Here is a 26,135-nt window from a genome sequence, read left to right as displayed (position 1 = left end):
GTTGGGGGCTGTCCCCCTGTGAGAGTAGGACGCTGCCGGGCAATTTAAAGAGCACTTGAGGGTGCTCTTTTTTGTATGGAATTATCGGTATCATAATTAGCTGGACTCTTCTTTTAATTGAAAAATGCATATATGCGTCACACCGGTCAACATATGCGTCACTTTCACGCAGATATGCGCCACTCCCTATTGCCCCGTCTGTTTTAAAACTCAAATCTGTTCTCTTCAAAGAGTATTTGTGCCAAATGTAAGATAAACTCCAAAACCTGTTAGATAAAATGAAACTTCTGCAGGATATAATCAAAAACGTGTTAGATAAATCTCCAAACAAGTCAGATAAACCGTACTTCAGAGAACCTAAATACTGCACACATTCAGCAGCTCCACCCAGTTCCGCCATCCCCTATCCAAAGGACAATCAGCTCCTGCATAGAAAACTTCTCCCACCCAAGCACAAACCTGCCCAACCAAAAATATATTGTTATGGACATTAACTTCCATTATCAGGTTTGGGAAGTCAAAAAATGGGGGAAAATTATTAATACCCGCCAATTGCAAAAAATTACATAAATCATGTATAATTAATGTCAAATATAGTCAAAGTCAGATAGGGGGAGGCCTGGTGAGGAATATATCCGACATAATTGAAAATTATCTCAAACAGGTTTTAGAGAAGAGTGAAAGGGAAATCGTGGAAATTAAAAGAAGCGAAATTGCTGACAAATTCCAATGTGTTCCTTCTCAGATCAATTATGTGATCAACACCCGTTTCACGATTGAAAAAGGTTATGCAGTAGAAAGTAAGCGGGGCGGCGGTGGCTTTATCCGGATTATGAAAGTCCAGTCCTATGACCATGCTGATTTGATTGACCAGTTAATATCTTTAGTGCAGAGCAGGATTGCCCAGAGCAGTGCGGAGAATGTCATCTACCGTCTGGTAGAAGAAGAGATTATAACACACAGGGAAGCTAAAATAATGCTTAGTGTTATAGATCGTTCTGTCCTGTATATTGATCTTCCTTTCAGGGATGAGCTGAGGGCGAGAATGCTTAAGGCAATGTTGACCACTTTGAAATATAAATAGTAGTGAGCTGGAGAGGTGAAGTCATGATTTGTCAGGAATGTAATCAAAGGCCGGCCACGCTGCACTTTACAAAGGTTGTAAATGGAGAGAAAGCAGAGTTTCATCTTTGCGAGAAATGCGCACAGGAAAAAGGTGAAATGTTTATGCTGGGCAGCGGGTCCGGTTTTTCAATAAATAACTTGCTTGCTGGCCTTTTGAATATTCAGCCTGCCTTTCAGGGAGCGGGCCAGGATCCTTTTCAGAAGGAGAAGGTTCTGCAATGTGAGCAATGCTCCCTGACCTTTCAGCAATTTATTAAAGTTGGCCGTTTTGGATGCGCCAGCTGCTATGAGACTTTTAAAGACCAATTGAACCCCATTCTTAGAAGGCTGCACAGCGGGAATTCCTCACATAGCGGGAAAATTCCGGCACGAATCGGGGGAACCATTCACTTGCGCAGGAATATTGATGATTTAAAAAATCATTTAAAAGAAATGATTGCCAAAGAAGAGTTTGAGAGAGCGGCAGAATTGAGAGACGAAATAAGGAAATTGGAAAGGCAGCTCAATGCCGATCAAAAGGGAGGGGAGTAGCTTGTCACTGGAACGTTTCATAAATCAAGCTATCAGCTCCTGGATGAGTGCGGAAGGACCTGATTCCGATATTGTATTAAGCTCACGAATCAGACTCGCCCGCAATATAAAGCAATATAAATTCCCTACTTTATTTTCAAATGAAGAAGCAGAAGCAGTCATTGAAAAAATAAAGGCAAGGGTGGAGCATTCTTCTTTTTCAAAACTTGGGGAAATGGAGCTTTTATTAATGGATGACCTTCAGCCGCTTCAAAAAAGAGTGCTGATGGAGAAGCATTTGATCAGTCCCCATCTTGCTGAGAATTCAACTCATGGTGCCTGCCTTCTTTCTGAAAATGAAGAAGTCAGCATCATGATTAATGAAGAAGACCATATAAGGATTCAATGCCTGTTTCCGGGGTTTCAGCTTTCTGAAGCCTTAAATATGGCGAATGAAATTGATGATTGGCTGGAGGAAGAAGCCGATTATGCATTTGATGAAGATATTGGCTTTTTAACAAGCTGTCCCACAAATGTAGGAACAGGGCTCAGGGCATCGGTTATGATGCATTTGCCGGGCCTCGTTCTCACACAGCAAATGAACCGGATTATTCCGGCAATTAACCAGTTAGGTTTAGTTGTTAGAGGAATTTACGGGGAAGGCAGCGAAGCTTTAGGTAATATCTTTCAAGTTTCAAATCAGATTACTCTCGGAAAATCAGAAGAGGATATCGCCGAGGATCTGAAAAGCGTTGTCAGTCAGCTGATTTCTCAGGAAAGATCGGCAAGGGAAGCATTAGCAAAGACTTCTAACATACAATTAGAAGATAGAGTCTTCCGCTCTTATGGCGTTTTATCAAACAGCCGGATCATTGAATCAAAGGAAGCAGCACAATGCTTGTCTGATGTTCGCCTGGGAATTGATATGAAGTACATCAAAAACATATCAAAAAATATATTGAATGAGCTTATGATTTTGACACAGCCCGGCTTCCTGCAGCAATATGCAGGCGGGCAGCTCAGACCGCATGAACGCGATATCCGCAGAGCTTCACTAATTAGGGAAAGATTAAAAATGGAAGATCAAGAGTTGGGAGGATGAAAATATGATGTTCGGACGATTTACGGAAAGAGCTCAAAAGGTATTGGCTTTAGCACAGGAGGAAGCAATCCGTTTAGGACATAATAACATCGGAACAGAGCATATTCTGCTTGGGCTTGTACGCGAAGGTGAAGGAATTGCGGCTAAAGCTCTGTATGCTTTAGGACTCGGCTCTGATAAGATTCAAAAAGAGGTTGAGAATTTAATAGGCAGGGGACAGGATGCTTCCCAGACCATTCACTATACACCGCGTGCCAAGAAAGTGATTGAACTTTCCATGGACGAAGCAAGGAAGCTTGGCCATTCCTATGTAGGAACAGAGCATATTCTGCTTGGCCTGATCCGTGAGGGCGAAGGCGTTGCTGCGAGGGTTCTGAATAATCTTGGAGTCAGCCTCAATAAAGCGCGCCAGCAGGTGCTTCAGCTGTTAGGCAGCAATGAGTCCGGCAGCCATCAGGGAGGCTCCGCTGCCAATGCGAACACACCGACATTGGATGGATTGGCACGTGACCTGACTGCTATTGCCAGAGAAGGAAGCCTCGATCCGGTTATAGGACGAAGCAAAGAAATTCAGCGTGTGATTGAAGTGTTAAGCCGCAGGACGAAAAACAACCCGGTTCTCATTGGTGAGCCTGGTGTAGGTAAAACAGCCATTGCAGAGGGCCTTGCGCAGCAGATTATTAACAATGAAGTGCCGGAGACTCTTCGAGATAAAAGGGTTATGACGCTTGATATGGGTACAGTGGTTGCCGGAACGAAGTATCGCGGTGAATTTGAAGACCGCCTGAAGAAGGTAATGGATGAAATCAGGCAGGCAGGAAACATCATTTTATTCATTGACGAGCTTCATACATTAATAGGTGCAGGAGGAGCGGAAGGGGCGATTGATGCTTCCAACATTCTCAAGCCATCTCTTGCCCGCGGCGAACTTCAGTGCATTGGTGCAACTACACTTGATGAATATAGAAAATACATTGAAAAAGATGCGGCACTTGAAAGAAGGTTCCAGCCGATTACGGTTGATGAGCCGACAGCCGAAGAATCTGTTCAAATTCTTGAGGGGCTGCGCGACCGTTACGAAGCCCATCACCGCGTAACCATTACAGATGCAGCGATTGAAGCGGCCGTAAAGCTGTCAGACCGCTACATTTCAGACCGCTTCCTTCCGGATAAGGCGATTGATTTAATTGATGAAGCAGGTTCTAAGGTAAGACTGCGCTCTTATACTACGCCTCCTAACCTGAAAGAGCTTGAGGTTAAGCTTGAGGATGTAAGAAAAGAGAAAGATGCTGCCGTTCAAAGCCAGGAATTTGAAAAAGCAGCTTCCTTAAGGGATACGGAGCAGCGCCTGCGTGAACAGCTGGAAGAAACGAAGAAAACATGGAAAGAAAAGCAGGGCAAAGAAAACAGTGAAGTGACGGTTGAGGACATTGCCAATGTGGTGGCCAGCTGGACTGGAATCCCTGTTTCGAAGCTTGCCCAAACTGAAACAGAAAAGCTTCTTAATCTGGAAGAAATCCTTCATTCCCGTGTAATCGGGCAGGAAGAAGCCGTTAAAGCCATTTCAAAGGCTGTCCGCCGTGCCCGTGCAGGTCTTAAAGATCCGAAGCGCCCGATTGGCTCATTTGTATTCCTTGGCCCGACTGGAGTTGGTAAAACTGAGCTGGCCCGTGCCTTAGCAGAAGCTATGTTCGGTGACGAAGATGCGATGATCCGCATCGATATGTCAGAATACATGGAGAAGCACTCCACATCCCGTCTGGTAGGTTCTCCTCCAGGTTATGTAGGGTATGAAGAAGGAGGCCAATTAACCGAAAAAGTCCGCAGAAAACCATATTCTGTTGTGCTTCTCGATGAAATTGAAAAGGCCCACCCTGATGTATTCAATATCCTATTACAGGTATTGGAAGACGGAAGATTAACAGACTCGAAGGGAAGAACCGTCGATTTCCGCAATACTGTTCTGATTATGACATCTAATGTAGGTGCTGAAGCACTTAAGCGGAACAAATACGTTGGCTTTAACATCCAGGATGGAGAACAGGATTACAAAGATATGAAAGGAAAGGTAATGGAAGAGATGAAGAAGTCCTTCCGTCCGGAATTCCTGAACCGTATCGATGAAATTATCGTTTTCCATGCATTGGAGAAAAAGCATCTTCAGGAAATCGTTTCGCTTATGTCTGATACATTAACGAAACGTTTGAAGGAACAGGATATTACACTGGAATTGACAGATGCAGCCAAAGAAAAAATCTCGGTTGAGGGCTATGATCCAGAGTATGGAGCACGTCCGCTCCGCCGGGCCATTCAAAAGCATATTGAGGACCGCTTGTCCGAAGAGCTGTTAAGAGGAACAGTCCTAACCGGGCAAAGCGTGGTAATCGATGTGAAGGATGGAGAATTTGTTGTGAGAACCGGAGAACCAAGCAGAACAGCAAACCTTCAAAAATAAGGTTTAGCGAACCATAATAAAAGCATCAGATGATTTACACAGCAAAAAGGTACACGTCCCTGTTATACGTGTACCTTTTTGTACTCTTTCAGGCCATTTTTAAATGCAGCCTTAAAAGAGGTTTATTCAGCCGTTTTATGTTAATTTTAAGAGAGGAAAAGATATCTGGACAAAAACATTTTAAGAACCGTTGGAAAAGGGAATAGGAAGTAAACGTACTTCTTTCATCACTGGTTCTTCCACGCAAGGCCGGTAATAATAAGATTTTCCTTTACCGCGGCTGGTATGAATGTACAGAGAGGGGAAGAAGGATGGCTAAAAGAAAAACGAAATTCATGTGCCAGGAATGCGGCTATGAATCAGCGAAATGGATGGGAAAATGTCCGGGGTGCGGACAATGGAATACGATGGTGGAAGAGGTGGAAAAGCCGGCTTCAACGAGAAGAGGCGCTTTCGCGCATTCACAGGGCACAGCCATAGCCGCAAAAGCTACGCCGATTACATCCATCGAAACAGTCAGCGAACCCCGCATACATACCGATTTAAAAGAATTAAACCGTGTCCTCGGGGGCGGTATTGTAAGAGGTTCCCTTGTTCTTATCGGGGGGGATCCGGGCATCGGGAAATCAACTCTTCTTCTTCAAGTGTCCTCACAGCTTGCGAACAGGAAGCATTCGGTCCTCTATATATCTGGGGAAGAATCCATGCGCCAGACGAAGCTGCGGGCTGACCGCCTGGGTGTTTCTTCAGACAGTCTGCTCGTTTATTCGGAAACCAGCCTTGAAGAAATCAGCAGAACGATTGAAACAGTCAACCCTGACTTTGTCATTATCGACTCCATACAGACGATTTTCCATCCGGAAGTGACATCGGCGCCGGGGAGCGTTTCCCAGGTCCGTGAATGCACCGCTGAACTAATGCGCATTGGCAAAACAAAGGGAATTGCCATTTTTATCGTAGGGCATGTTACAAAGGAGGGCTCCATTGCGGGTCCAAGACTTCTGGAACATATGGTTGATACGGTTTTATATTTTGAAGGTGAACGCCATCATACATACCGGATTTTGCGTGCCGTAAAAAACAGATTCGGCTCAACAAACGAGATGGGCATTTTTGAAATGAAGGAACTTGGGCTTGAGGAAGTGGCTAACCCGTCAGAAATTTTCCTGGAAGAGCGGTCACAGGGAGCTGCCGGTTCAACAGTCGTTGCTTCCATGGAGGGGACGAGGCCAGTTCTGGTTGAAATTCAGGCACTTATTTCCCCGACAAGCTTTGGAAATCCAAGACGAATGGCAACCGGAATCGATCATAACCGGGTTCCGCTCCTGATGGCCGTTTTGGAAAAACGGGTCGGAATGCTCCTGCAAAATCAGGATGCCTACCTAAAAGTCGCGGGCGGAGTAAAGCTGGATGAACCGGCAATTGATTTGGCCATAGCGGTCAGCATTGCGTCGAGCTTTCGGGATAAGCCGACAAAAGCAACAGACTGCATTATCGGAGAAGTAGGACTCACAGGCGAGGTCAGGAGAGTCTCAAGAATCGAACAAAGAGTGCAGGAGGCGGCTAAGCTGGGCTTTGAACGGGTCATCCTGCCGGCGAACAATCTTGGCGGCTGGAGCGCACCGGGAGGAATTGAGCTGATCGGAGTAAGCTCTGTTGGTGAAGCGCTAAAGGCTGCGTTAGGGGGATAAAGATGGAGACTAAAAAAGTGGGCGAAAAAACGATGAGTGAAATTCTTCGGTTCATGGCTCCGGGTACGCCTATCAGGGAAGGGATTGATAATGTTCTGCGCGCCAATACAGGCGGGCTGATTGTATTGGGCTCAAAAGAAAAGCTGAGCAACCTTGTTGATGGGGGGTTTCAAATTAATTGCCCATTTTCTCCAAGTTATTTGTATGAGCTGGCCAAGATGGACGGGGCTATTATTTTGAATGAAGAAGGGAACATGATTCTGATTGCGAATGCCCAGCTGGCTCCTGATCCTGGTGTGCCCTCTACGGAAACGGGCATGCGGCACCGGACGGCGGAGCGGGTTGCCCGGCAAACAGGCGCATTAGTGATTGCCATTTCCCAGAGGCGCAATGTCATTACCCTTTATAAAGGACATTTCCGCTATGCCCTGAGGGATATTGGCGTTATTTTAACGAAGGCGAATGTAGCCGTGCAGACGCTTGAAAAATATAAGGTCGTTCTTGAACAGAGCATCGGCAATCTAAGCATCCTGGAATTTGAGGAGCTTGTGACCTACAGTGACATCCTGCATGTTTTTCATAGTATCGAAATGGTTCTGCGCATTAAAAATGAGCTGCTCACCTATTTAAGCGAACTGGGTACTGAAGGAAGGCTGATCCGGCTCCAGATGAATGAGCTGCTGATGGAGCTTGAGAGGGAAGCGGAATGGATAATAAAAGACTATGCTTATTCAAGGGACATTGATTCCAGAGCTGCGCTTGTTAAGCTTCAGGAGCTTTCAAAAGGGGAAATGCTCGAAGACTCTGTCATTCTTAAACTTCTTGGCTATAACGGGTATATTCATACTGAGGAATTCAAATGCCCCCGCGGCTACCGCATGCTGAATAAAGTTCCGCGCCTGCCGCCAATTATTATCGATAATCTGATTAACCGGTTTGAAGAATTTCCGAATATCATCACGGCAACGGTTGAGGAGCTCGATGAGGTGGAAGGAATCGGGGAAGTGCGGGCAAGAAAAATTAAAGAGGGGCTTAAGCTCATAAAAGAGCAGGTTTTTGCGGATCGTCAGCTATAAAGAGACCATTGAACTATGTAATTGGTTATGCTAAAATGGTAAGTTAATTATTTGACAGTTTATTGCCAATGGTGCTACCCTTAAAGTGGCTGAAAATATTAATTTAAACAGGTAGTTTACTATCGTGAAATAATTATAAGTGACAAAATTGAAATTACCCCGGATTTTGGGTTTCAATTTTGTGAATTTGTTTATAATGATTAAAAGGAGGTGACGGAATGTTAAAACGTATTGTACAGGCATGCTTCCTTATTATTGGAGTAACGCTTGGGATATTTTTAATTCCTGACTTATTAAAATTAATCAGTTTAGATGACATTCCTCTTTTAAACAATCCATACGTGTCCGCCATTTTAGGTGCTATTATTTTTTATCTTTTAACTTTTTGGGCGGTTGATCATGTCGTCAATTTCGTGAGATGGGCAGAAGAATCACTGGTAAAAGTACCTATAACAGATATTATTTTTGGAAGTGTCGGCCTGGTTTTTGGATTAATTATTGCTTTTTTAATCGGATATGCCCTAAATGCGATTGAGGTGCCGATCCTGAATACAGTAGCTCCTATTGTGCTGACGCTTATATTCGGCTATCTGGGATTTCAGGTTGGCTTTAAAAAGCGGGATGAGCTTTTAAGTTTATTTACAAGCAAGAAAAAGAAGAACAGTGAAGAAGAACTTGAGCCTGAAGCTGCACCTAAAAAATCACTCAAGATCCTTGATACAAGCGTTATCATCGATGGCCGCATTGCTGATATTTGCCAGACGGGCTTTTTGGAAGGCACGATTGTCATTCCGCAATTTGTACTTGAAGAATTGCAGCATATTGCTGATTCATCAGATGTATTAAAGCGCAACCGAGGCAGACGGGGTCTGGATATATTAAACCGGATCCAAAAAGAGCTTTCGATCAATGTGGAAATTTATGAAGGCGATTTTGAAGAAATTCAAGAGGTGGACAGCAAGCTGGTAAAGCTGGCTAAGTTAACGAATGGCGTTGTTGTAACCAATGATTTTAACTTAAACAAAGTTTGTGAACTGCAAAAAGTGGCAGTCCTTAATATTAATGACCTGGCTAATGCTGTGAAACCGGTTGTGCTTCCAGGAGAAGAAATGAAGGTACAGGTAATAAAAGACGGCAAGGAACAGAATCAGGGGATTGCATATCTGGACGACGGCACGATGATCGTGGTGGAAGAAGGCAGAAATTATATTGGCAAACATATTGACGTGCTTGTCACAAGTGTTCTGCAGACATCAGCAGGAAGAATGATTTTTGCAAAACCCAAGCTTCTCGAAAAAGCTTTATAATGTATGATGGAAAGTAGGACAGAACGTGCAGGGAGATTGATTTCCCTGCCTTTTTGCCTGCTTTTTTAACAAATAAGAAAGAATAAAATTTTAAACGTCGATAACTGTCTAGCGCAAGCAGCCTACCCCCTCGAGGTCACAAGCATGTCTTGTTGCGGCTCCTAGGGACTCGGGGTCATAAGCCGTTTCCTTTCAGAAGGAAGAACGCCGAACCGTCTTATGCCTGAGTCCCGCAGGACAAGGAAGGCTTCGTCAGCATAATCATCGCACGACCCAAAGCGACAGCTTTTGGGAGGACGTGGCGTTCTTAGTCTGCGTTCCTTCGTGAGCAAGGCGCTTGCGCTTTTCTAAAAAGAGGAGTCAAGAATATGAATTATCAAGCGATTCTCCCGGCAGCCGGCCAGGGGAAACGAATGGGAGCAGGAAGGAATAAGCTTCTTCTGGAAATTGGGAATGTCCCTGTGTTTATACATACGTTAAGAGTGTTTGAGAGTGACCCGGAGTGCACGGGTATTGTCCTGGCCATTAACCAACAGGATGAGGAAGAAATGCGCGCTCTCTTAAAAAAGCATCATATTACGAAAGTGGCTGCTATGGTAGAAGGCGGGAAGGAAAGGCAGCATAGCGTCTATAATGCGGCCAAAGCGGCTTCGGGTGAGGAAGTAGTGCTGGTTCATGACGCTGCCCGCCCTTTTATTACCCGGGATTTACTGCAGCCTCTGGTGAAAGCAGCGCGGGACGAGGGGGCAGCTGTTCTTGCAGTGCCGCTGAAGGATACCGTTAAAAAAGCTGACGGGCATTTAATCACAGAAACACTTGAACGTTCCTGCCTGTGGGCTGTTCAAACTCCACAGGCCTTTCGTGTTTCTTCCTTGCTCGAGGCACACCGCAAGGCCGAGGAAGACGGCTTTTTAGGAACAGATGATGCGAGCCTCGTGGAGCGGTTAGGCAAAGAAGTGGTGATTGTTGAGGGAAGTTACGATAATATTAAGCTGACTACGCCGGAAGATATTTATTTTGCGGAAGCAATTATAAAGAAAAGAAGTCATATGTAAAGGGGATTGTTATCATGTTTCGGATTGGACAAGGTTTTGATGTTCATCAGTTTGCTGAAGGACGCCCGCTGATTATCGGGGGTATTGAAATACCATATGAGAAAGGGCTCTTAGGGCATTCAGATGCAGATGTCCTGCTGCATACAGTGGCAGATGCCTGCCTTGGTGCCATTGGAGAAGGGGACATTGGACGGCATTTTCCTGATACCGATCCTGAATTCAAGGATGCCGATTCGGCAAAGCTGCTGCAGCATGTGTGGAGAATCGTAAAAGAAAAAGGGTATGAGCTGGTTAATGCAGACTGCACCATCATTGCCCAGAAGCCGAAGATGGCTCCTCATATCGGTGAAATGCAGGAGCGGATTGCAGAGCTTCTGGAAACAGATAAAGAAAATATTAATGTGAAAGCAACCACTACAGAAAAGCTTGGTTTTACAGGACGGGGAGAGGGAATCGCCTCCCAGGCCGCTGTTTTGCTGAAAAAGAAAGAGAACCGTTAAAATTACCTTTCAGAAGAAAAACCTGAGTGTTAAAATATAGCTTACGATAAACTTAATAGATTTAAGATTTTAAGGAGGCAATCAGTATGTCAAATGAAATCCGCGTCCGCTACGCTCCGAGTCCGACTGGGCATTTACATATCGGAAATGCGAGAACGGCGCTTTTTAACTATTTGTTTGCAAGAAGCAAAGGCGGAAAGTTCATCATCCGCATTGAGGATACAGATAAGAAACGGAATATTGAAGGAGGCGAGGAAAGCCAGCTTCATTATTTAAAATGGCTTGGCATGGATTGGGACGAAAGCATTGACAGGGAAGGCGAATACGGCCCGTACCGCCAATCTGAAAGAAATCATATCTATGAAACCTACTACAAGGAATTGCTCGAAAAAGGGCATGCCTATAAATGCTATTGTACGGAAGAGGAGCTGGAAGCAGAACGTGAAGCTCAATCTGCAAAAGGCGATACCCCTGCTTATTCAGGAAAATGCCGCAATCTGACAGAGGATGAAAGAGCAGCACTTGAAGCTGAAGGCAGAAAGCCGAGCATCCGCTTCCTGGTGCCAAAAGGCAAGATGCTGACATTCAATGACATGGTAAAAGGGGAAGTGTCATTTGAGTCTGATGGATTTGGCGATTATGTCATCGTCAAGAAAGACGGCACGCCTACCTACAACTTTGCGGTAGCAGTGGATGACCACCTGATGCAAATTTCTCATGTCCTGCGCGGAGATGACCATATTTCCAATACGCCTAAGCAGCAGATGATTTATGAAGCATTGGGCTGGGACCTTCCGGTGTTTGGCCATATGACCCTGATTGTCAATGAAAGCCGCAAAAAACTGAGCAAGCGCGACGAGACGATTATTCAGTTCATTGAACAATATGAAGAGCTCGGCTATTTGCCAGAAGCACTCTTTAACTTTATTGCTCTTCTTGGCTGGTCTCCTGCAGGGGAGGAAGAGATTTTCTCCAAAGAAGAATTCATCGATATCTTTGATGAAAACCGCCTTTCAAAATCTCCGGCCCTTTTCGATAAGCAGAAGCTTGAATGGATGAATAACCAGTACATCAAGAAGCTTGATCAGGAGCGATTGGTGTCCATTTCAGCCCCTCACCTGGTGAAGGCAGGGAAAATCAGCGAAAACTGGCAGCAGGAAAACGAAGAATGGGTTAAAAGCCTGATCACTCTTTACCAGGAAAAAATGAGTTTTGGGGCTCAGATTGTTGAGCTTTCAGAACTGTTCTTCACAGAGGAAATGACCGTAGATGAAGAAGCGAAGGAAGTTCTGGCTGAAGAGCAGGTTCCTGAAGTGCTGTCTGCATTCCTGCAGGAAATTGATGCACTTTCTGAATTCAAAGCAGATGAAATTAAAGCGGCTATGAAGGCTGTGCAGAAATCAACAGGCCACAAGGGCAAAAAGCTCTTCATGCCTATCCGTTCCGCAACGACTGGCCAAACCCATGGACCGGATCTGCCGCAGGCCATCGAGCTTTTAGGACAAGAAAAAGTAAAAACTCGATTAATGAGCATTATTGGTTAACATCTTGGAGAAAATGTAATATAGTATTAAGTAAATTATTCTATATTGAAAAGTGTTGAAGAGGAAAAGTAAGAAAAAAGATGCTTTTTAGAGAGAACCATCACCGGCTGAAAGTGGTTTAAGCCTCTCTTTATTCTGAAGTGCGCCTCTGAGCCTCAACTCGAACGGACGCCATGCTTCCAAGTAGATTTGAGCGGAAACTTATCCGTTAACAAGTTAAAGTTGAGGCTGTTTTAGCCTAAACAGAGTGGAACCGCGCGTAAAGCGTCTCTGTCCGATTGTGGCAGAGGCGCTTTTTTATATGCAAAACCCGCAAGAAAATAGTATATGAGAAAAACATTTATAAAAATAAGAGATCTATGTCAGGAGGGGAAATGAACCATGTTTGCAAGAATGAAGGAAGATATCGAAGTGGTATTTGAACAGGATCCGGCAGCAAGAAGTTATTTGGAAGTAATATTAACCTACTCAGGATTGCATGCTGTCTGGTCACACCGCATTGCCCACGCACTTTTTAAGCGGAAGTTTTATTTTCTTGCAAGAGTGGTTTCCCAGATCAGCCGCTTTTTCACAGGAATTGAAATTCACCCGGGAGCAAAGATCGGCAGACGCTTTTTTATCGACCATGGCATGGGGGTTGTCATCGGGGAAACATGTGAAATCGGTGATAACGTAACAGTTTTTCAGGGAGTGACACTGGGAGGAACCGGGAAGGAAAAAGGCAAGCGCCATCCTACCATTAGGGACAACGCCCTGATTGCAACCGGCGCGAAGGTTTTGGGCTCTATTACTATTGGGGAGAATTCTAAGATCGGTGCAGGCTCTGTTGTTCTTCATGAGGTTCCGCCAAATTCAACGGTAGTCGGGATTCCTGGAAGAGTGAAAGTCCGGGATGGTGTGAAAATCAACAAAGATTTAAATCATTGTGATCTTCCTGATCCAATTGCTGACCGGTTTAAGGAATTGGAGGAGGAGCTGCGGGGATTAAAAACGGAAGTCGAAACATTGAGGAAAGAAAGGAGCCAGATTCATGGCCATTCAAATCTATAATACACTTACTCGTCAAAAAGAAGATTTTATTCCCTTAGAAGAGGGAAAAGTGAAAATGTATGTGTGCGGGCCAACCGTTTATAACTATATCCATATAGGGAATGCCCGCCCGCCGATTGTATTTGATACCGTAAGAAGATATCTTGAGTTCCGCGGCTTCGATGTAGAGTATGTTTCTAATTTTACGGATGTGGATGATAAGCTGATCCGCGTGGCCAACGAACTGGGAACGGATGTTCCGTCTGTTGCTGAACGGTTCATTAATGCCTATTTCGAGGACGTTTCTGCGCTTGGCTGCAGAAGAGCCGATGTCCACCCGAGAGTAACAGAAAGCATCGATATCATTATTGAATTTATCCAGACATTGATTGATAAAGGCTTTGCGTATGAGTCAGAGGGAGATGTCTATTACCATACCCGGAAATTTGATGAGTACGGCAAGCTTTCCCATCAGTCCATTGATGAATTGCGAGTCGGAGCCCGCATTGCCGTCGGCGAGAAGAAACAGGACTCCCTTGATTTTGTTCTTTGGAAAGCGGCGAAGGAAGGCGAAATCGCGTGGGAGAGTCCTTGGGGGCAAGGAAGACCCGGATGGCATATCGAATGCTCGGCGATGGCGAAGAAATACCTTGGGGACATGATTGACATCCATGCTGGCGGTCAGGATCTGGCCTTCCCGCATCATGAAAATGAAATTGCCCAGTCGGAAGCACTGACAGGAAAAACCTTCTCACGCTACTGGATGCACAACGGCTATATTAATATCGACAACGAAAAAATGTCCAAATCACTGGGGAATTTCGTCCTGGTCCATGACATTATCCAAAAGCATGACCCGCAGGTTTTAAGATTCTTCATGCTGTCGGTTCATTACAGGCATCCGATCAACTACAGTGATGAGCTTCTGGAAAATACCCGGACAGGGCTTGAGCGCATTAAAACGTCTTATCATAATTTACTGCACCGCAGAGAAGCAAGTGTGAACCTGACCGATAATAATCAGGAGTGGCTGGATAAAATTACAGCTCTTCATGAGCAGTTCATTCAAGATATGGATGATGATTTTAACACAGCGAATGCCGTTTCCATTTTGTTCGAGCTGTCTAAGCTTGCGAATTATTATCTGATGGAGAAAAACACAGCTGTGGAAGTGATCGATGCTTTCACGAAAGAATTTGAAACGCTGTTTGATGTATTGGGTCTTTCACTTGAAGAGTCACATGCAGACCTTCTGGATGAGGAAATTGAACAGCTGATTGAAGAGAGGCAGCAGGCCAGAAAAGAGCGAAACTTCGAACTGGCAGACAAAATCCGCGATCAGCTGAAGGAAATGAATATTATCCTTGAAGATACTCCGCAGGGAATCAGATGGAAAAGAGGCTAAGCAATGCTTCACTATGATAATAAAGTAGATGAAAAACAATTGAATAGTCTTGCCCTGGCGTATATGGGGGATGCGGTATTTGAGACCTATATACGCCACCATCTCCTGCAAAATGGACGGGTTCGGCCTCATTTTCTCCATAAGGAGGCGACCCGGTATGTTTCTGCAAAAGCCCAGTCCCTGATCATTCATGAATTAATGGACTCAGAACGGCTGACAGAAGAAGAACTGGCAGTCGTCCGTAGGGGGCGGAATGCCAAGTCCGGTTCGGTGCCGAAAAATACAGATGTCCAAACATACAGATACAGCACAGCTTTTGAATCGCTGATCGGCTACCTGTTTTTAGCGAAAAGACAGGAGCGGATGGAAGAGCTGATTCTGGAATCCATAGATTTAGTTGAGAAAAAGAAAGGAGGAGCGGTGAAATGAGCCAGGATTTTATCATTGGGAAGAATCCCGTCATTGAAGCATTGAAGTCAGAGAGGGATATTAATAAGATTTTTATTGCAGAAGGTTCGCAAAGCGGACAGATGCAGCAGGTAATCGGTTTGGCGAAGTCCGCCGGGGTGCTGGTCCAGTTTGTACCCAAGAAAAAAATAGATGGGATGGCAGAGGGAAATCATCAAGGCGTCATCGCCCAGGTTGCTGCCTATCAATACGCAGAAATCGATGATCTGTTTGCTGCTGCGGAAAAGAAAAATGAAGCACCGTTTTTCCTGCTTCTGGATGAAATTGAGGATCCGCACAATCTGGGGTCCATCATGAGAACGGCTGATGCAGTCGGTGCACATGGAATCATTATTCCGAAGAGGAGAGCAGTCGGGCTGACAGCAACGGTAGCTAAAGCATCCACAGGAGCGATAGAGTATATTCCGGTTGTCCGTGTTACCAATATGGCAAGAACGATTGATGAATTAAAAGAAAGAGGCGTCTGGATCGCCGGTACAGATGCAAAAGGGAAACAGGACTACCGCCAGATGGATGGAACGATGCCTTTAGGCCTTGTAATCGGCAGTGAAGGTAAAGGAATGGGCCGCCTGATCCGGGATAAATGCGACTTCCTCATTAACCTGCCTATGGCTGGACATGTTACTTCCCTTAACGCATCAGTTGCGGCTGCGCTGCTCATGTATGAGGTTTATCGGAAACGGCACCCGCTCGAGGGATAAAAATGGACATCCTTCTTGTTGACGGATACAACATAATTGGTGCTTGGCCAGAACTCAGGGAGCTCAAAAACAAGGATTTATCATCTGCCAGAGACCGACTGATTGAAAAAATGGCCGAGTACCAAGGATATTCCGGGTACAGAGTGATTGTCGTGTTTGATGCCCACTATGTAAAGGGCACGGAAAAAAAGTTTAAGAATTCAAAGATCGAAGTTATTTTCACGCGGAATAATGAAACGGCCGATGAACGCATCGAAAAATTAGCTATCGATCTCAGCAATATTAAAACCCAAATTCATGTGGCAACCTCCGATTTCACGGAGCAATGGGTCATATTTGGCCAGGGGGCGTTAAGAAAATCAGCGAGGGAGCTGCTGAATGAAATGAATTTGATTGAAAGCAGCATCGAAAAGAAAGTAAAAAAAATTCAGGAGAAAAAGCCAGTTTCCAAGATACCTCTCAGCGACGAAGTGGCAGAAATTTTTGAAAAATGGCGCAGAGGGGGCCAATGAGCGGTTGACGCTTGAAAAAACCGTGCTGTATAATGTTTCTAACCATGCTTGTACGGTCGGGGGGATCCTAGTGAGTGCTGACTTCAAGACAATCGACGAAAATCTTATAGACTTTATCCAGCTTGAGGACGAAGAAATAGTGGAACTCGTTCATAAGGGCGAGAGTGAGGCTCTGGATTATCTGATTCATAAGTACCGCAACTTTGTCCGGGCAAAAGCAAGATCCTATTTTTTGATTGGCGCAGATAAAGAAGATATTGTACAAGAGGGAATGATCGGCTTATACAAGGCGATCCGCGACTTTAAAGAGGACAAGCTGTCTTCGTTTAAAGCGTTTGCCGAGCTGTGCATCACCAGGCAAATCATAACCGCCATCAAGACAGCGACCCGCCAAAAGCATATTCCGCTGAACTCATATGTGTCTTTGGACAAGCCCATTTATGATGAGGAATCGGACAGAACGCTTATGGATGTTATCTCCGGGGCGAAGGTTATGGACCCTGAAGAGCTGATTATCAACCAGGAAGAATTTGATCATATTGAAGTGAAAATGTCTGAGCTTTTGAGCGACCTTGAACGTAAGGTGCTTGCTCTTTATTTGGATGGGCAGTCCTATCAGGAAATTTCCGAAGAACTGAACCGCCATGTTAAATCGATTGACAATGCTCTGCAGCGAGTGAAAAGAAAGCTGGAAAGATATCTGGAAGTGCGTGAATTTTCCCTGTAGACATAATTTCCCAACACCTTGCTTTTTTTGCAGTTATTGACATGTTTTAGGGTGCGTGTTAAAGTTTTAAGGGCGTAATGTGACTTAGTAGGTGGAAATATGATGAAAAAAGTAATACTGGCTTGCTCTGTATGTGGTTCCAGGAATTATTCCACTGCAGGCAAAAATGATGCTGTACGGCTGGAACTGAAGAAATTCTGCAGCACATGCAGTGCTCATACGATTCATAAAGAAACAAAGTGATTATATAGATAAGAAGTTTGTTCTTTTAAATAGACTGAAGCTGAGTGTTTTATGCAGATTGGAAGATCGGTCTGATTTGAAGCCGCTTTCGCTTCTTGTTAAAGGATATATCTTTTGAAAGTTGGGGGTTACGAAATGCAGCGCATCGTGAATTTTTTCCGTGAAGTTGGCCGGGAAATGAGAAAGGTCAGCTGGCCTAAACGCAAAGAGCTGACAAGCTATACTGTTACCGTTCTTGCTACAGTTACGTTCTTCGCTCTGTTTTTTGCAGTGCTTGACCTGGGAATTTCTGAATTGATTCGTATAATTCTTGAATAACCCCTGAGTTTCCATGGTATAATGGAGAATAACACAGGAAACATTTGCAAAGCCCGGAAACGGGTTTTTTAATTTGGAGAAAAATAATAAATTGTTGAATACAGGGAGGGAAGGACGAACAAGTCCTCGTAAATGGAAAAGAATTGGTATGTTGTTCATACGTACTCCGGCTATGAAAATAAAGTCAAAGCCAATCTGGAGAAACGTGTTGAATCAATGGGTATGCAAGATAAAATCTTCCGCGTGGTAGTTCCGGAAGAAGAAGAAACAGAATTGAAAAACGGCAAGAAAAAAGTAGTGAAGCGCAAGGTCTTCCCTGGTTATGTACTGGTAGAAATCGTTATGACAGATGATTCCTGGTATGTAGTAAGAAATACTCCGGGTGTAACCGGATTCGTAGGTTCGGCAGGTTCAGGCTCAAAGCCGACTCCGCTATTGCCTGAGGAAGTTACTCATATCCTTAAGCATATGGGTGTTGAAGAAGCCCGCTTTGACATCAATTTTGAGATCGGCGAAACCGTTAAGGTGAAAGAAGGTCCGTTTGCGAACTTCACAGGCTCGATTGAAGATATTGATAAAGATAAGGCGAAGATTAAAGTGCTTGTGAACATGTTTGGCCGTGACACTCCGGTTGAACTTGATTTTTCACAGATTGAAAAACTGTAAGAATCAGCCTTTTGTGAAAGTACTTTTATATATCTTTGTAAAAAAACTTGAAATTGGCTTTGAAAAGTGATAATATTTCAAAGGTCAGTATGTCTCGGACAAAGAGACTGGACAATAGTTAAAAGTTCTTTATCTTAATATAAAGACTATAAGTTGAGTGGGAGGGAACTTTCCCTATTACCACATCACGGACTTTAAGGAGGTGTGTCTCGTGGCTAAAAAAGTAATCAAACTTGTAAAGCTGCAAATCCCTGCAGGTAAAGCGAACCCTGCACCACCGGTAGGACCGGCACTAGGTCAAGCAGGTGTTAACATCATGGGATTCTGTAAGGAATTTAACGCTCGCACAGCTGAACAAGCTGGCTTAATCATTCCTGTTGAAATCACGGTTTTTGAAGACCGTTCATTTACATTTATTACGAAAACTCCTCCTGCTGCAGTTCTTCTTAAGAAAGCGGCTGGAATCGAGTCTGGTTCTGGTGAACCAAACCGTAATAAAGTAGCAACAGTCAAGCGTGACAAGGTACGCGAGATTGCTGAAACAAAGATGCCTGATCTAAACGCTGCAAGTGTAGAAGCTGCAATGCGTATGGTTGAAGGTACTGCACGCAGCATGGGTATCGTTATCGAAGACTAATCCATGTATGAAGCAGATTTAGGGATGAGGTTGCGACGTTGAATTTGGTTTCACTCGCAACCTTTGTTCTGTCAAGAGCAGGCGCCTTAATGGGCGCCTCCGCTTTTAAACGTGGGAGGTTATTCCGCTAAAACCACAATCAAGGAGGAAATAAAAATGGCTAAAAAAGGTAAGAAGTACGCAGAAGCTGTGAAGCTTGTTGATTCTTCAAAAGCTTACCCGATTGCTGAAGCAATTGAACTTACGAAGAAAACTAATTTTGCAAAATTTGATGCAACTGTTGAGGTAGCATTCCGCCTTGGAGTTGACCCTAAGAAAGCTGACCAGCAAATCCGTGGAGCGGTTGTTCTTCCAAACGGAACTGGTAAAACTCAGCGCGTTCTTGTATTCGCTAAAGGCGAAAAAGCGAAAGAAGCAGAAGCTGCTGGAGCAGATTTCGTAGGCGATTCTGAATACATCAACAAAATCAGCCAAGGCTGGTTCGACTTTGATGTAATCGTTGCTACACCTGACATGATGGGTGAAGTTGGTAAACTTGGCCGCGTATTAGGACCTAAAGGCTTAATGCCAAACCCTAAGACTGGCACAGTTACTTTTGACGTTCAAAAAGCAGTTAACGAAATCAAAGCAGGTAAAGTTGAATACCGTGTTGACAAAGCTGGTAATATCCACGTGCCAATCGGTAAAGTATCTTTCGAAGACGAAAAGCTTGTTGAAAACTTCAACACTATTTTCGACACAATGATGAAAGTGAAGCCTGCTGCTGCTAAAGGAACTTACATGAAGAACGTTTCTGTTACTTCTACAATGGGACCTGGCGTTAAAGTAGATCCTTCATCTGTTGCAGTAAAATAATACCAATTGACAATTGGAAATGCATATAGTAATATGTATTTTGTTGTTAAAATATAATAACATTTGTGCCGTAGACAGCAGGTGCTTAATTGCTTAATTTCCTGCCGAGGTATTACGATAGAATTGCTTTTTCTTGCTATTGTATACTTCCTCCATGTCTGCAAAGTCGTGGAGGTTTTTTATTGGACGGTATGAATGTAGAAAAATTCTACAGGAGGTGTAAGGATGAGCAGCATTATCGAACAAAAGAAACAAATCGTAGATGAAATTGCTGATAAGCTTAAATCAAGTTTATCAACAGTTGTTGTTGACTACCGTGGTCTTACTGTTGCTGAAGTTACTGAACTTCGTAAACAGCTTCGTGAAGCTGGCGTGGAATTCAAAGTATACAAGAATTCAATGACTCGCCGTGCTGCTGAAGCTGCTGAACTTTCCGGTTTAAACGATTCTTTAACTGGACCTAACGCAATCGCGTTCAGCACAGAAGATGTAGTTGCTCCAGCGAAAATCCTTAACGATTTCGCGAAAAAGCATGAAGCACTTGAAATTAAAGCAGGTGTAATCGAAGGAAATATCGCTTCAGTAGAAGAAGTCAAAGCTCTTGCTGAACTACCATCACGCGAAGGCTTGCTTTCTATGCTACTCAGCGTACTTCAAGCACCTATCCGCAATCTTGCTCTTGCTGCAAAAGCTGTTGCAGATCAAAAAGAAGAACAAGGCGCGTAAGTTAATTTTAGCGTTAAACTAATAGATTCAAACCAAAAATAAGGAGGAAACATAATCATGACTAAAGAACAAATCATTGAAGCAGTTAAATCTATGACTGTTTTAGAACTTAACGACTTAGTAAAAGCTATTGAAGAAGAATTTGGTGTAACTGCTGCTGCTCCAGTAGCAATGATGGGTGGAGCTGCTGCTGGTGGCGCTGCTGAAGAGAAAACTGAATTTGACGTTGTTCTTGCTTCTGCAGGCGACCAAAAAATCAAAGTTATCAAAGTGGTACGTGAAATCACAGGTCTTGGACTTAAAGAAGCGAAAGAACTTGTTGACAACACTCCAAAAGCTCTTAAAGAAGGCGTTTCTAAAGAAGAAGCTGAAGAAGTTAAAGCTAAGCTTGAAGAAGTTGGAGCTGGCGTTGAAGTTAAGTAATAGCCTTTATGAAAAGTCCGCTGCATAAGCGGGCTTTTTGTTTTGGGGAATTTTAAAATCGCGAATGTTATAACTATGTGGTTGAATTTGTCTGCGTCTAGCTTCAGCGCTTACCCCCTCGAGGTCACAAGCTTGCCTAGTTGCGGCTCCTAGGGACTCGGGGTCATAAGCCGTTTCCTTTCAGAAGGAAAAACGCCTTCTTCCAGGAACCTTCTTATGCCTGAGGCCAGCAGGACAAGGAAGGCTTCATCAGCATAATCATCGCACGACCAAAAGCGACAGCTTTTGGGTGGATGCGGGTCATGCAGACGTTGCAACAGGACGTGGCGCTCTTAGTCTGCGTTCATTCGTGAGCAAGGCGCTTACGCTTTTGTTTTAACTTTTTGCTTTTTAATGGGCAATCCTATATAATTCCTTCGAAACCACTTAATTTGTGATTCTCCTTTTTTCTTCTTATATATACTCCTGGAGGTGATTTCATGTCTGAACACTACTATTCCAAAACACAGCAAGTTGATAGCAGCCCTAAAACCTGGAGTTATACTCTAAAGGAATTCCCATTCCGCTTTAAAACAGACAACGGTGTTTTTTCGAAGGGTGAAGTGGATTTTGGATCTAAATTACTAATCGAGACATTTGAGCAGCCGGAAGCTGATGGGAACATTCTCGATGTCGGCTGCGGATATGGGCCTATCGGGCTGACAGCAGCGAAGCTGATGCCGGAACGGACTGTTCATATGGTTGATGTAAATGAAAGAGCGCTTGGACTGGCTAAAGAAAATGCTGAATTGAACGGCATAAGAAATGTCCAAATCTATGAAAGTGACCGCCTTGAAAATACGAAAGGCAATAAGTTTGCGGCTATCCTGACAAACCCGCCAATCCGTGCCGGGAAAAAGGTGGTGCATGATATTTTTGAACAAAGCTTTGAAGCTCTGATATCGGGTGGAGAGCTATGGGTTGTCATCCAGAAAAAGCAGGGTGCGCCATCTGCGATCGATAAACTGACAGAGTTATTCGGTGAAGTGGAGACAGCAGAAAAGAAAAAAGGCTATTTTATTTTAAGGGCAAAAAAAGATTGACTTGACTTTTTTGCTATGATAGTATTGTAAAATGCCAACATATTATATTTCTATTTATAACTAAATTTATCTAATAGTTGTATAAATTTGGTTTTAATGGGAAAGCTAACAAAATAATAGTCGTATTGTGAAAATGTGGTTTTTGAAGTGAAAACCCTTTTTCTTTTTGTCTTATAAGAATGGAGGTTTGGCTTATATCCCTGTGCTTTTTTGGGGGAGAAGCCCGGCTTCTGGGCCAGTTTACTGGCTGGCTTCGTGCGCCATCGGTTCCAGTTGCTAATACCTGCACCGATAGGCAGGCGCTCATCGCTTTTCTTATAGGATGATATAAATTGCTATTAGCAACAATAACGCTTGATTTGAGGGGTGAATCAGTTGACAGGTCAACTAGTTCAGTATGGACGACACCGCCAACGTAGAAGTTACGCACGAATCAGTGAAGTTTTAGAATTACCAAATCTAATCGAAATCCAAACCTCTTCTTATCAATGGTTTCTTGATGAGGGTTTACGAGAAATGTTCCATGATATTTCTCCGATTGAAGACTTTACTGGTAATTTGTCGCTTGAATTTATTGATTACAGCCTTGGCGAACCAAAATATTCCGTTGAGGAATCGAAAGAACGAGATGTTACATATTCTGCACCTTTACGTGTGAAAGTGCGTCTTGTAAACAAAGAAACAGGCGAAGTTAAAGACCAGGATGTCTTTATGGGTGACTTCCCGCTTATGACAGAGACAGGTACGTTCGTTATAAATGGAGCAGAACGTGTCATTGTATCCCAGTTAGTGCGTTCTCCGAGCGTATACTTCAGTGGAAAGCTTGATAAAAACGGGAAAAAAGGCTATACAGCAACCGTAATCCCGAACCGCGGCGCATGGCTTGAGTATGAAACAGATGCCAAAGACGTCGTATACGTCAGAATAGATCGTACTCGGAAACTGCCCGTTACGGTTCTTTTGCGTGCACTTGGGTTCGGCTCTGATCAAGAGATCATCGATTTGATTGGAGACAACGAGTACATTCGCAACACGCTTGAAAAAGACAATACTGAAAGCACAGAGAAAGCGCTCCTTGAAATTTATGAGCGTCTTCGTCCGGGCGAGCCGCCAACGGTCGAAAATGCGAAAAGCTTGCTTGTCTCAAGATTCTTTGATCCTAAGCGTTATGACCTTGCGAATGTTGGACGCTATAAGATCAATAAGAAACTTCATATTAAAAACCGCCTGTTTGGCCAAAAACTGGCTGAAACGCTTGTGGATCCGGAAACTGGCGAAATCATTGCGGAAAAAGGCGTTACACTTGACCGCCGTACATTAGACCGCATTATTCCTAACCTTGAGAAGGATATCGGCTTTAAAACCGTAAGCCTATTAGGCGGAGTAGTAGATGATGAAGTATTGCTTCAGTCTATTAAGATTTACGCGCCTAATGAAGATGGCGAAAAGGTTATCAATGTAATCGGCAATGCCTATGTGGAAGAAGCAGTGAAAAACATTTCACCTTCTGACATCATTGCATCTATCAGCTATTTCTTTAACCTTCTGCACTCTGTAGGAGATACAGATGATATTGACCATCTTGGAAACAGACGTCTTCGTTCAGTCGGAGAACTATTGCAGAACCAGTTCCGCATCGGGTTATCCCGTATGGAGCGTGTAGTCCGCGAGAGAATGTCCATCCAGGATACAAATACGATTACACCTCAGCAGCTGATTAATATCCGTCCTGTTATTGCGTCGATTAAAGAGTTCTTTGGAAGCTCTCAGTTGTCCCAGTTCATGGACCAGACAAATCCGCTTGCTGAACTTACACACAAGCGCCGTCTTTCTGCCTTAGGACCGGGTGGTCTGACGCGTGAACGTGCCGGCTTCGAAGTCCGTGACGTTCACTACTCTCACTATGGCCGTATGTGTCCGATTGAAACGCCGGAGGGACCAAACATCGGTTTGATTAACTCCTTATCTTCATTTGCGAAGGTAAACCGCTTCGGCTTTATCGAAACACCATATCGCCGAATCGACCCTGAGACCGGAAAAGTTACATCCCGCATCGACTATCTGACAGCTGATGAAGAGGATAACTATGTAGTGGCCCAGGCGAATGCACTTCTTGGTGACGATGGTTCATTCCTTGACGAAGAAGTAGTTGCCCGTTTCAAAGGTGAAAACACAGTTGTCAAACGCGACCGTGTTGACTACATGGATGTATCGCCGAAACAGGTAGTATCTGCTGCGACAGCATGTATTCCGTTCCTTGAAAACGATGACTCCAACCGTGCCCTGATGGGAGCGAACATGCAGCGTCAGGCTGTGCCATTGATGCAGCCGGAAGCGCCAAGAGTCGGAACTGGTATGGAATATGTATCAGGTAAAGACTCAGGTGCTGCAGTCATCTGTAAGCATGAGGGAATTGTTGAGCATGTAGAAGCCCGCGAAGTTTGGGTTCGCCGTATTCAAAATGTAGATGGCCAGGAAGTTAAAGGCGATCTTGATAAATACAGAATGCTTAAATTCATCCGTTCCAACCAGGGAACCTGCTACAATCAGCGTCCTATCGTCGCTGTCGGCAACCGTGTAACAAAGGGAGAAATCCTTGCTGACGGTCCTTCCATGGAACTTGGTGAATTAGCTCTTGGACGCAACGTTCTTGTAGCGTTCATGACATGGGATGGCTATAACTACGAGGATGCGATCATTATGAGTGAGCGCCTTGTAAAAGATGATGTTTATACATCCATCCATATTGAAGAATATGAATCAGAATCACGCGATACAAAGCTTGGACCTGAAGAGATCACAAGAGATATCCCTAACGTAGGGGAAGATGCACTGCGCAACCTGGACGAACGCGGAATCATCCGCACAGGTGCGGAAGTAAAAGATGGCGATCTTCTTGTTGGTAAAGTAACTCCTAAAGGGGTAACGGAACTGACAGCTGAAGAAAGGCTATTGCACGCAATCTTTGGTGAGAAAGCACGTGAAGTCCGTGATACATCCCTTCGTGTGCCACATGGCGGAGGCGGTATTGTACTGGATGTTAAAGTGTTTAACAGGGAAGACGGAGACGAGCTTCCTCCAGGTGTTAACCAGCTTGTACGTGTATATATCGTTCAGAAGCGTAAAATCTCTGAAGGTGACAAGATGGCCGGACGTCACGGCAACAAAGGTGTTATCTCCCGTATTTTACCGGAAGAAGATATGCCTTACCTGCCGGATGGCACTCCAGTAGATATCATGTTAAACCCTCTTGGGGTTCCATCGCGTATGAACATTGGACAGGTGCTTGAGCTTCACCTTGGTATGGCTGCCAGAGCTCTTGGCATCCATGTAGCATCTCCTGTATTCGATGGTGCCCGTGAGGAAGATGTATGGTCAACGATCGAAGAAGCAGGCATGGCGCGTGATGCGAAGACTGTCCTTTATGATGGACGTTCAGGCGAGCCATTCGACAACCGTGTATCAGTCGGTGTCATGTATATGATCAAACTGGCGCATATGGTTGACGATAAGCTTCATGCCCGTTCAACAGGACCTTACTCTCTTGTTACGCAGCAGCCATTGGGCGGTAAAGCTCAGTTTGGCGGACAGCGTTTCGGTGAGATGGAGGTTTGGGCACTTGAAGCATATGGTGCTGCTTATACACTTCAGGAAATCTTAACAGTTAAGTCCGATGACGTGGTTGGACGCGTTAAGACTTATGAATCAATCGTCAAAGGCGAGAATGTTCCTGAACCAGGTGTGCCGGAATCATTCAAGGTACTGATCAAAGAACTTCAAAGTTTAGGTATGGATGTTAAGATCCTATCCGGCGATGAAGAAGAAATTGAAATGCGCGACCTGGAAGATGAAGATGAAGTTCAGCAGGCTGAATCATTGACAATCGCACCTGAAACGCAAAACGAAGAGCAAGCAGTTACGAAAGAATAATTTCATATAAATTCCTTAATCCCTTGGCGCTCCGCCTCACACGGCGGA

Annotated in this window: 26 protein-coding genes and 2 other annotated features; of the genes, 25 read left to right on the top strand and 1 reads right to left on the bottom strand. The window is 44.3% G+C overall.

The genetic code is table 11. From position 1 onward, the window contains the following. Positions 1-400, bottom strand: a 400-nt coding sequence (locus tag PBF_RS26875) for a hypothetical protein (protein ID WP_235192296.1), incomplete at its 3' end; no start/stop codon positions are given. A gap of 222 nt (positions 401-622) precedes the next feature. Between PBF_RS26875 and PBF_RS20335 the strand changes: the two genes are divergently transcribed. From PBF_RS20335 to rpoB, 25 genes are all read left to right on the top strand, one after another. Then, the gene (locus PBF_RS20335) at positions 623-1,084 is read left to right on the top strand and encodes a CtsR family transcriptional regulator (RefSeq protein WP_009336509.1); all 462 of its coding nucleotides are present in this window, start codon (positions 623-625) and stop codon (positions 1,082-1,084) included. A 23-nt stretch (positions 1,085-1,107) separates the two neighbouring features. After that, entirely contained in the window at positions 1,108-1,656 is a 549-nt protein-coding gene (locus tag PBF_RS20330; RefSeq protein ID WP_035332343.1) for a UvrB/UvrC motif-containing protein, read from the top strand. Position 1,657: 1 nt separating this feature from the next. Next, complete coding sequence (locus PBF_RS20325; RefSeq protein ID WP_035332341.1) at positions 1,658-2,737, top strand: protein arginine kinase; 1,080 nt, start codon at positions 1,658-1,660, stop codon at positions 2,735-2,737. 4 nt (positions 2,738-2,741) lie between these two features. Then, positions 2,742-5,192 carry an ATP-dependent protease ATP-binding subunit ClpC gene (gene clpC / locus PBF_RS20320; RefSeq protein WP_035332340.1) on the top strand — a complete coding sequence of 817 codons (2,451 nt, stop codon included), beginning with the start codon at positions 2,742-2,744 and terminating at the stop codon, positions 5,190-5,192. Positions 5,193-5,503: 311 nt separating this feature from the next. Continuing rightward, on the top strand, positions 5,504-6,883 hold the full coding sequence (gene radA, locus PBF_RS20315) for a DNA repair protein RadA (protein WP_035332338.1): 1,380 nt from the start codon (positions 5,504-5,506) through the stop codon (positions 6,881-6,883). 2 nt (positions 6,884-6,885) lie between these two features. Continuing rightward, positions 6,886-7,959, top strand: a complete 1,074-nt coding sequence (gene disA, locus PBF_RS20310; protein ID WP_035332336.1) for a DNA integrity scanning diadenylate cyclase DisA — start codon at positions 6,886-6,888, stop codon at positions 7,957-7,959. Positions 7,960-8,177: 218 nt separating this feature from the next. After that, complete coding sequence (locus PBF_RS20305; RefSeq protein ID WP_035332335.1) at positions 8,178-9,266, top strand: PIN/TRAM domain-containing protein; 1,089 nt, start codon at positions 8,178-8,180, stop codon at positions 9,264-9,266. Between the two features lie 368 nt (positions 9,267-9,634). Next, complete coding sequence (ispD, locus tag PBF_RS20300) at positions 9,635-10,321, top strand: 2-C-methyl-D-erythritol 4-phosphate cytidylyltransferase (RefSeq protein ID WP_035332333.1); 687 nt, start codon at positions 9,635-9,637, stop codon at positions 10,319-10,321. Positions 10,322-10,335: 14 nt separating this feature from the next. Further along, positions 10,336-10,821 carry a 2-C-methyl-D-erythritol 2,4-cyclodiphosphate synthase gene (gene ispF, locus PBF_RS20295; RefSeq protein WP_035332332.1) on the top strand — a complete coding sequence of 162 codons (486 nt, stop codon included), beginning with the start codon at positions 10,336-10,338 and terminating at the stop codon, positions 10,819-10,821. Positions 10,822-10,907: 86 nt separating this feature from the next. Continuing rightward, positions 10,908-12,365 (top strand): glutamate--tRNA ligase, encoded by a 1,458-nt coding sequence (gene gltX / locus PBF_RS20290; RefSeq protein ID WP_035332331.1) that lies wholly within the window; start codon positions 10,908-10,910, stop codon positions 12,363-12,365. Positions 12,366-12,411: 46 nt separating this feature from the next. Beyond that, positions 12,412-12,640, top strand: a binding site (T-box leader). 106 nt (positions 12,641-12,746) lie between these two features. Beyond that, positions 12,747-13,415 (top strand): serine O-acetyltransferase, encoded by a 669-nt coding sequence (gene cysE, locus PBF_RS20285; RefSeq protein ID WP_035332329.1) that lies wholly within the window; start codon positions 12,747-12,749, stop codon positions 13,413-13,415. After that, the gene (cysS, locus tag PBF_RS20280) at positions 13,396-14,799 is read left to right on the top strand and encodes a cysteine--tRNA ligase (RefSeq protein WP_035332328.1); all 1,404 of its coding nucleotides are present in this window, start codon (positions 13,396-13,398) and stop codon (positions 14,797-14,799) included. The genes cysE and cysS overlap by 20 nt, the downstream gene beginning before the upstream one ends. Positions 14,800-14,802: 3 nt before the next feature. Beyond that, positions 14,803-15,228, top strand: coding sequence for a Mini-ribonuclease 3 (locus tag PBF_RS20275; protein ID WP_035332327.1), 426 nt, complete (start codon positions 14,803-14,805; stop codon positions 15,226-15,228). Then, positions 15,225-15,968 carry a 23S rRNA (guanosine(2251)-2'-O)-methyltransferase RlmB gene (gene rlmB, locus PBF_RS20270; RefSeq protein WP_035332324.1) on the top strand — a complete coding sequence of 248 codons (744 nt, stop codon included), beginning with the start codon at positions 15,225-15,227 and terminating at the stop codon, positions 15,966-15,968. The genes PBF_RS20275 and rlmB overlap by 4 nt, the downstream gene beginning before the upstream one ends. Positions 15,969-15,970: 2 nt before the next feature. Continuing rightward, positions 15,971-16,480 (top strand): NYN domain-containing protein, encoded by a 510-nt coding sequence (locus tag PBF_RS20265; RefSeq protein WP_035332323.1) that lies wholly within the window; start codon positions 15,971-15,973, stop codon positions 16,478-16,480. 70 nt (positions 16,481-16,550) lie between these two features. Beyond that, complete coding sequence (gene sigH / locus PBF_RS20260) at positions 16,551-17,207, top strand: RNA polymerase sporulation sigma factor SigH (RefSeq protein WP_009336536.1); 657 nt, start codon at positions 16,551-16,553, stop codon at positions 17,205-17,207. 99 nt (positions 17,208-17,306) lie between these two features. Continuing rightward, entirely contained in the window at positions 17,307-17,450 is a 144-nt protein-coding gene (gene rpmG, locus PBF_RS20255) for a 50S ribosomal protein L33 (protein ID WP_035332321.1), read from the top strand. Positions 17,451-17,585: 135 nt separating this feature from the next. Next, positions 17,586-17,768 (top strand): preprotein translocase subunit SecE, encoded by a 183-nt coding sequence (gene secE / locus PBF_RS20250; protein WP_035332319.1) that lies wholly within the window; start codon positions 17,586-17,588, stop codon positions 17,766-17,768. 132 nt (positions 17,769-17,900) lie between these two features. After that, a complete protein-coding gene (nusG, locus tag PBF_RS20245; protein WP_035332317.1) occupies positions 17,901-18,434 on the top strand; it encodes a transcription termination/antitermination protein NusG in 534 nt (177 codons plus the stop codon). Positions 18,435-18,645: 211 nt separating this feature from the next. After that, a complete protein-coding gene (gene rplK / locus PBF_RS20240) occupies positions 18,646-19,071 on the top strand; it encodes a 50S ribosomal protein L11 (RefSeq protein WP_009336545.1) in 426 nt (141 codons plus the stop codon). A gap of 111 nt (positions 19,072-19,182) precedes the next feature. After that, positions 19,183-19,926 (top strand): 50S ribosomal protein L1, encoded by a 744-nt coding sequence (gene rplA, locus PBF_RS20235; RefSeq protein WP_319003814.1) that lies wholly within the window; start codon positions 19,183-19,185, stop codon positions 19,924-19,926. 50 nt (positions 19,927-19,976) lie between these two features. Beyond that, positions 19,977-20,116 (top strand) — a sequence feature (ribosomal protein L10 leader region). A 35-nt stretch (positions 20,117-20,151) separates the two neighbouring features. Continuing rightward, complete coding sequence (gene rplJ, locus PBF_RS20230; RefSeq protein WP_035332314.1) at positions 20,152-20,652, top strand: 50S ribosomal protein L10; 501 nt, start codon at positions 20,152-20,154, stop codon at positions 20,650-20,652. 57 nt (positions 20,653-20,709) lie between these two features. Then, a complete protein-coding gene (rplL, locus tag PBF_RS20225; RefSeq protein ID WP_035332312.1) occupies positions 20,710-21,075 on the top strand; it encodes a 50S ribosomal protein L7/L12 in 366 nt (121 codons plus the stop codon). 479 nt (positions 21,076-21,554) lie between these two features. Beyond that, on the top strand, positions 21,555-22,157 hold the full coding sequence (locus tag PBF_RS20220) for a class I SAM-dependent methyltransferase (protein ID WP_035332310.1): 603 nt from the start codon (positions 21,555-21,557) through the stop codon (positions 22,155-22,157). A 375-nt stretch (positions 22,158-22,532) separates the two neighbouring features. After that, positions 22,533-26,087, top strand: coding sequence for a DNA-directed RNA polymerase subunit beta (gene rpoB, locus PBF_RS20215; protein WP_035332308.1), 3,555 nt, complete (start codon positions 22,533-22,535; stop codon positions 26,085-26,087). Positions 26,088-26,135: the final 48 nt, after the last annotated feature.

It is taken from the genome of Cytobacillus firmus DS1, assembly GCF_000565285.1.
Classification (GTDB): Bacteria; Bacillota; Bacilli; order Bacillales; family Cytobacillaceae; genus Cytobacillus; species Cytobacillus firmus_A.
Note: the sequence above shows the minus strand (reverse complement) of the source record. Positions and strands in the feature narration are given on the sequence as shown.

Excerpts from the sequence above, each read along its gene's own strand:
- rplJ (WP_035332314.1), top strand. The coding sequence starts at position 20,152 with ATGAGCAGCATTATCGAACAAAAGAAACAAATCGTAGATGAAATTGCT.
- ispF (WP_035332332.1), top strand. The coding sequence starts at position 10,336 with ATGTTTCGGATTGGACAAGGTTTTGATGTTCATCAGTTTGCTGAAGGA.
- PBF_RS20305 (WP_035332335.1), top strand. The coding sequence starts at position 8,178 with ATGTTAAAACGTATTGTACAGGCATGCTTCCTTATTATTGGAGTAACG.
- rplL (WP_035332312.1), top strand. The coding sequence starts at position 20,710 with ATGACTAAAGAACAAATCATTGAAGCAGTTAAATCTATGACTGTTTTA.
- disA (WP_035332336.1), top strand. The coding sequence starts at position 6,886 with ATGGAGACTAAAAAAGTGGGCGAAAAAACGATGAGTGAAATTCTTCGG.
- PBF_RS20265 (WP_035332323.1), top strand. The coding sequence starts at position 15,971 with ATGGACATCCTTCTTGTTGACGGATACAACATAATTGGTGCTTGGCCA.
- cysE (WP_035332329.1), top strand. The coding sequence starts at position 12,747 with ATGTTTGCAAGAATGAAGGAAGATATCGAAGTGGTATTTGAACAGGAT.
- PBF_RS20220 (WP_035332310.1), top strand. The coding sequence starts at position 21,555 with ATGTCTGAACACTACTATTCCAAAACACAGCAAGTTGATAGCAGCCCT.
- rpmG (WP_035332321.1), top strand. The coding sequence starts at position 17,307 with ATGATGAAAAAAGTAATACTGGCTTGCTCTGTATGTGGTTCCAGGAAT.
- gltX (WP_035332331.1), top strand. The coding sequence starts at position 10,908 with ATGTCAAATGAAATCCGCGTCCGCTACGCTCCGAGTCCGACTGGGCAT.
- cysS (WP_035332328.1), top strand. The coding sequence starts at position 13,396 with ATGGCCATTCAAATCTATAATACACTTACTCGTCAAAAAGAAGATTTT.
- nusG (WP_035332317.1), top strand. The coding sequence starts at position 17,901 with ATGGAAAAGAATTGGTATGTTGTTCATACGTACTCCGGCTATGAAAAT.
- radA (WP_035332338.1), top strand. The coding sequence starts at position 5,504 with ATGGCTAAAAGAAAAACGAAATTCATGTGCCAGGAATGCGGCTATGAA.
- PBF_RS20275 (WP_035332327.1), top strand. The coding sequence starts at position 14,803 with ATGCTTCACTATGATAATAAAGTAGATGAAAAACAATTGAATAGTCTT.
- ispD (WP_035332333.1), top strand. The coding sequence starts at position 9,635 with ATGAATTATCAAGCGATTCTCCCGGCAGCCGGCCAGGGGAAACGAATG.
- clpC (WP_035332340.1), top strand. The coding sequence starts at position 2,742 with ATGATGTTCGGACGATTTACGGAAAGAGCTCAAAAGGTATTGGCTTTA.
- secE (WP_035332319.1), top strand. The coding sequence starts at position 17,586 with ATGCAGCGCATCGTGAATTTTTTCCGTGAAGTTGGCCGGGAAATGAGA.
- rlmB (WP_035332324.1), top strand. The coding sequence starts at position 15,225 with ATGAGCCAGGATTTTATCATTGGGAAGAATCCCGTCATTGAAGCATTG.
- PBF_RS20330 (WP_035332343.1), top strand. The coding sequence starts at position 1,108 with ATGATTTGTCAGGAATGTAATCAAAGGCCGGCCACGCTGCACTTTACA.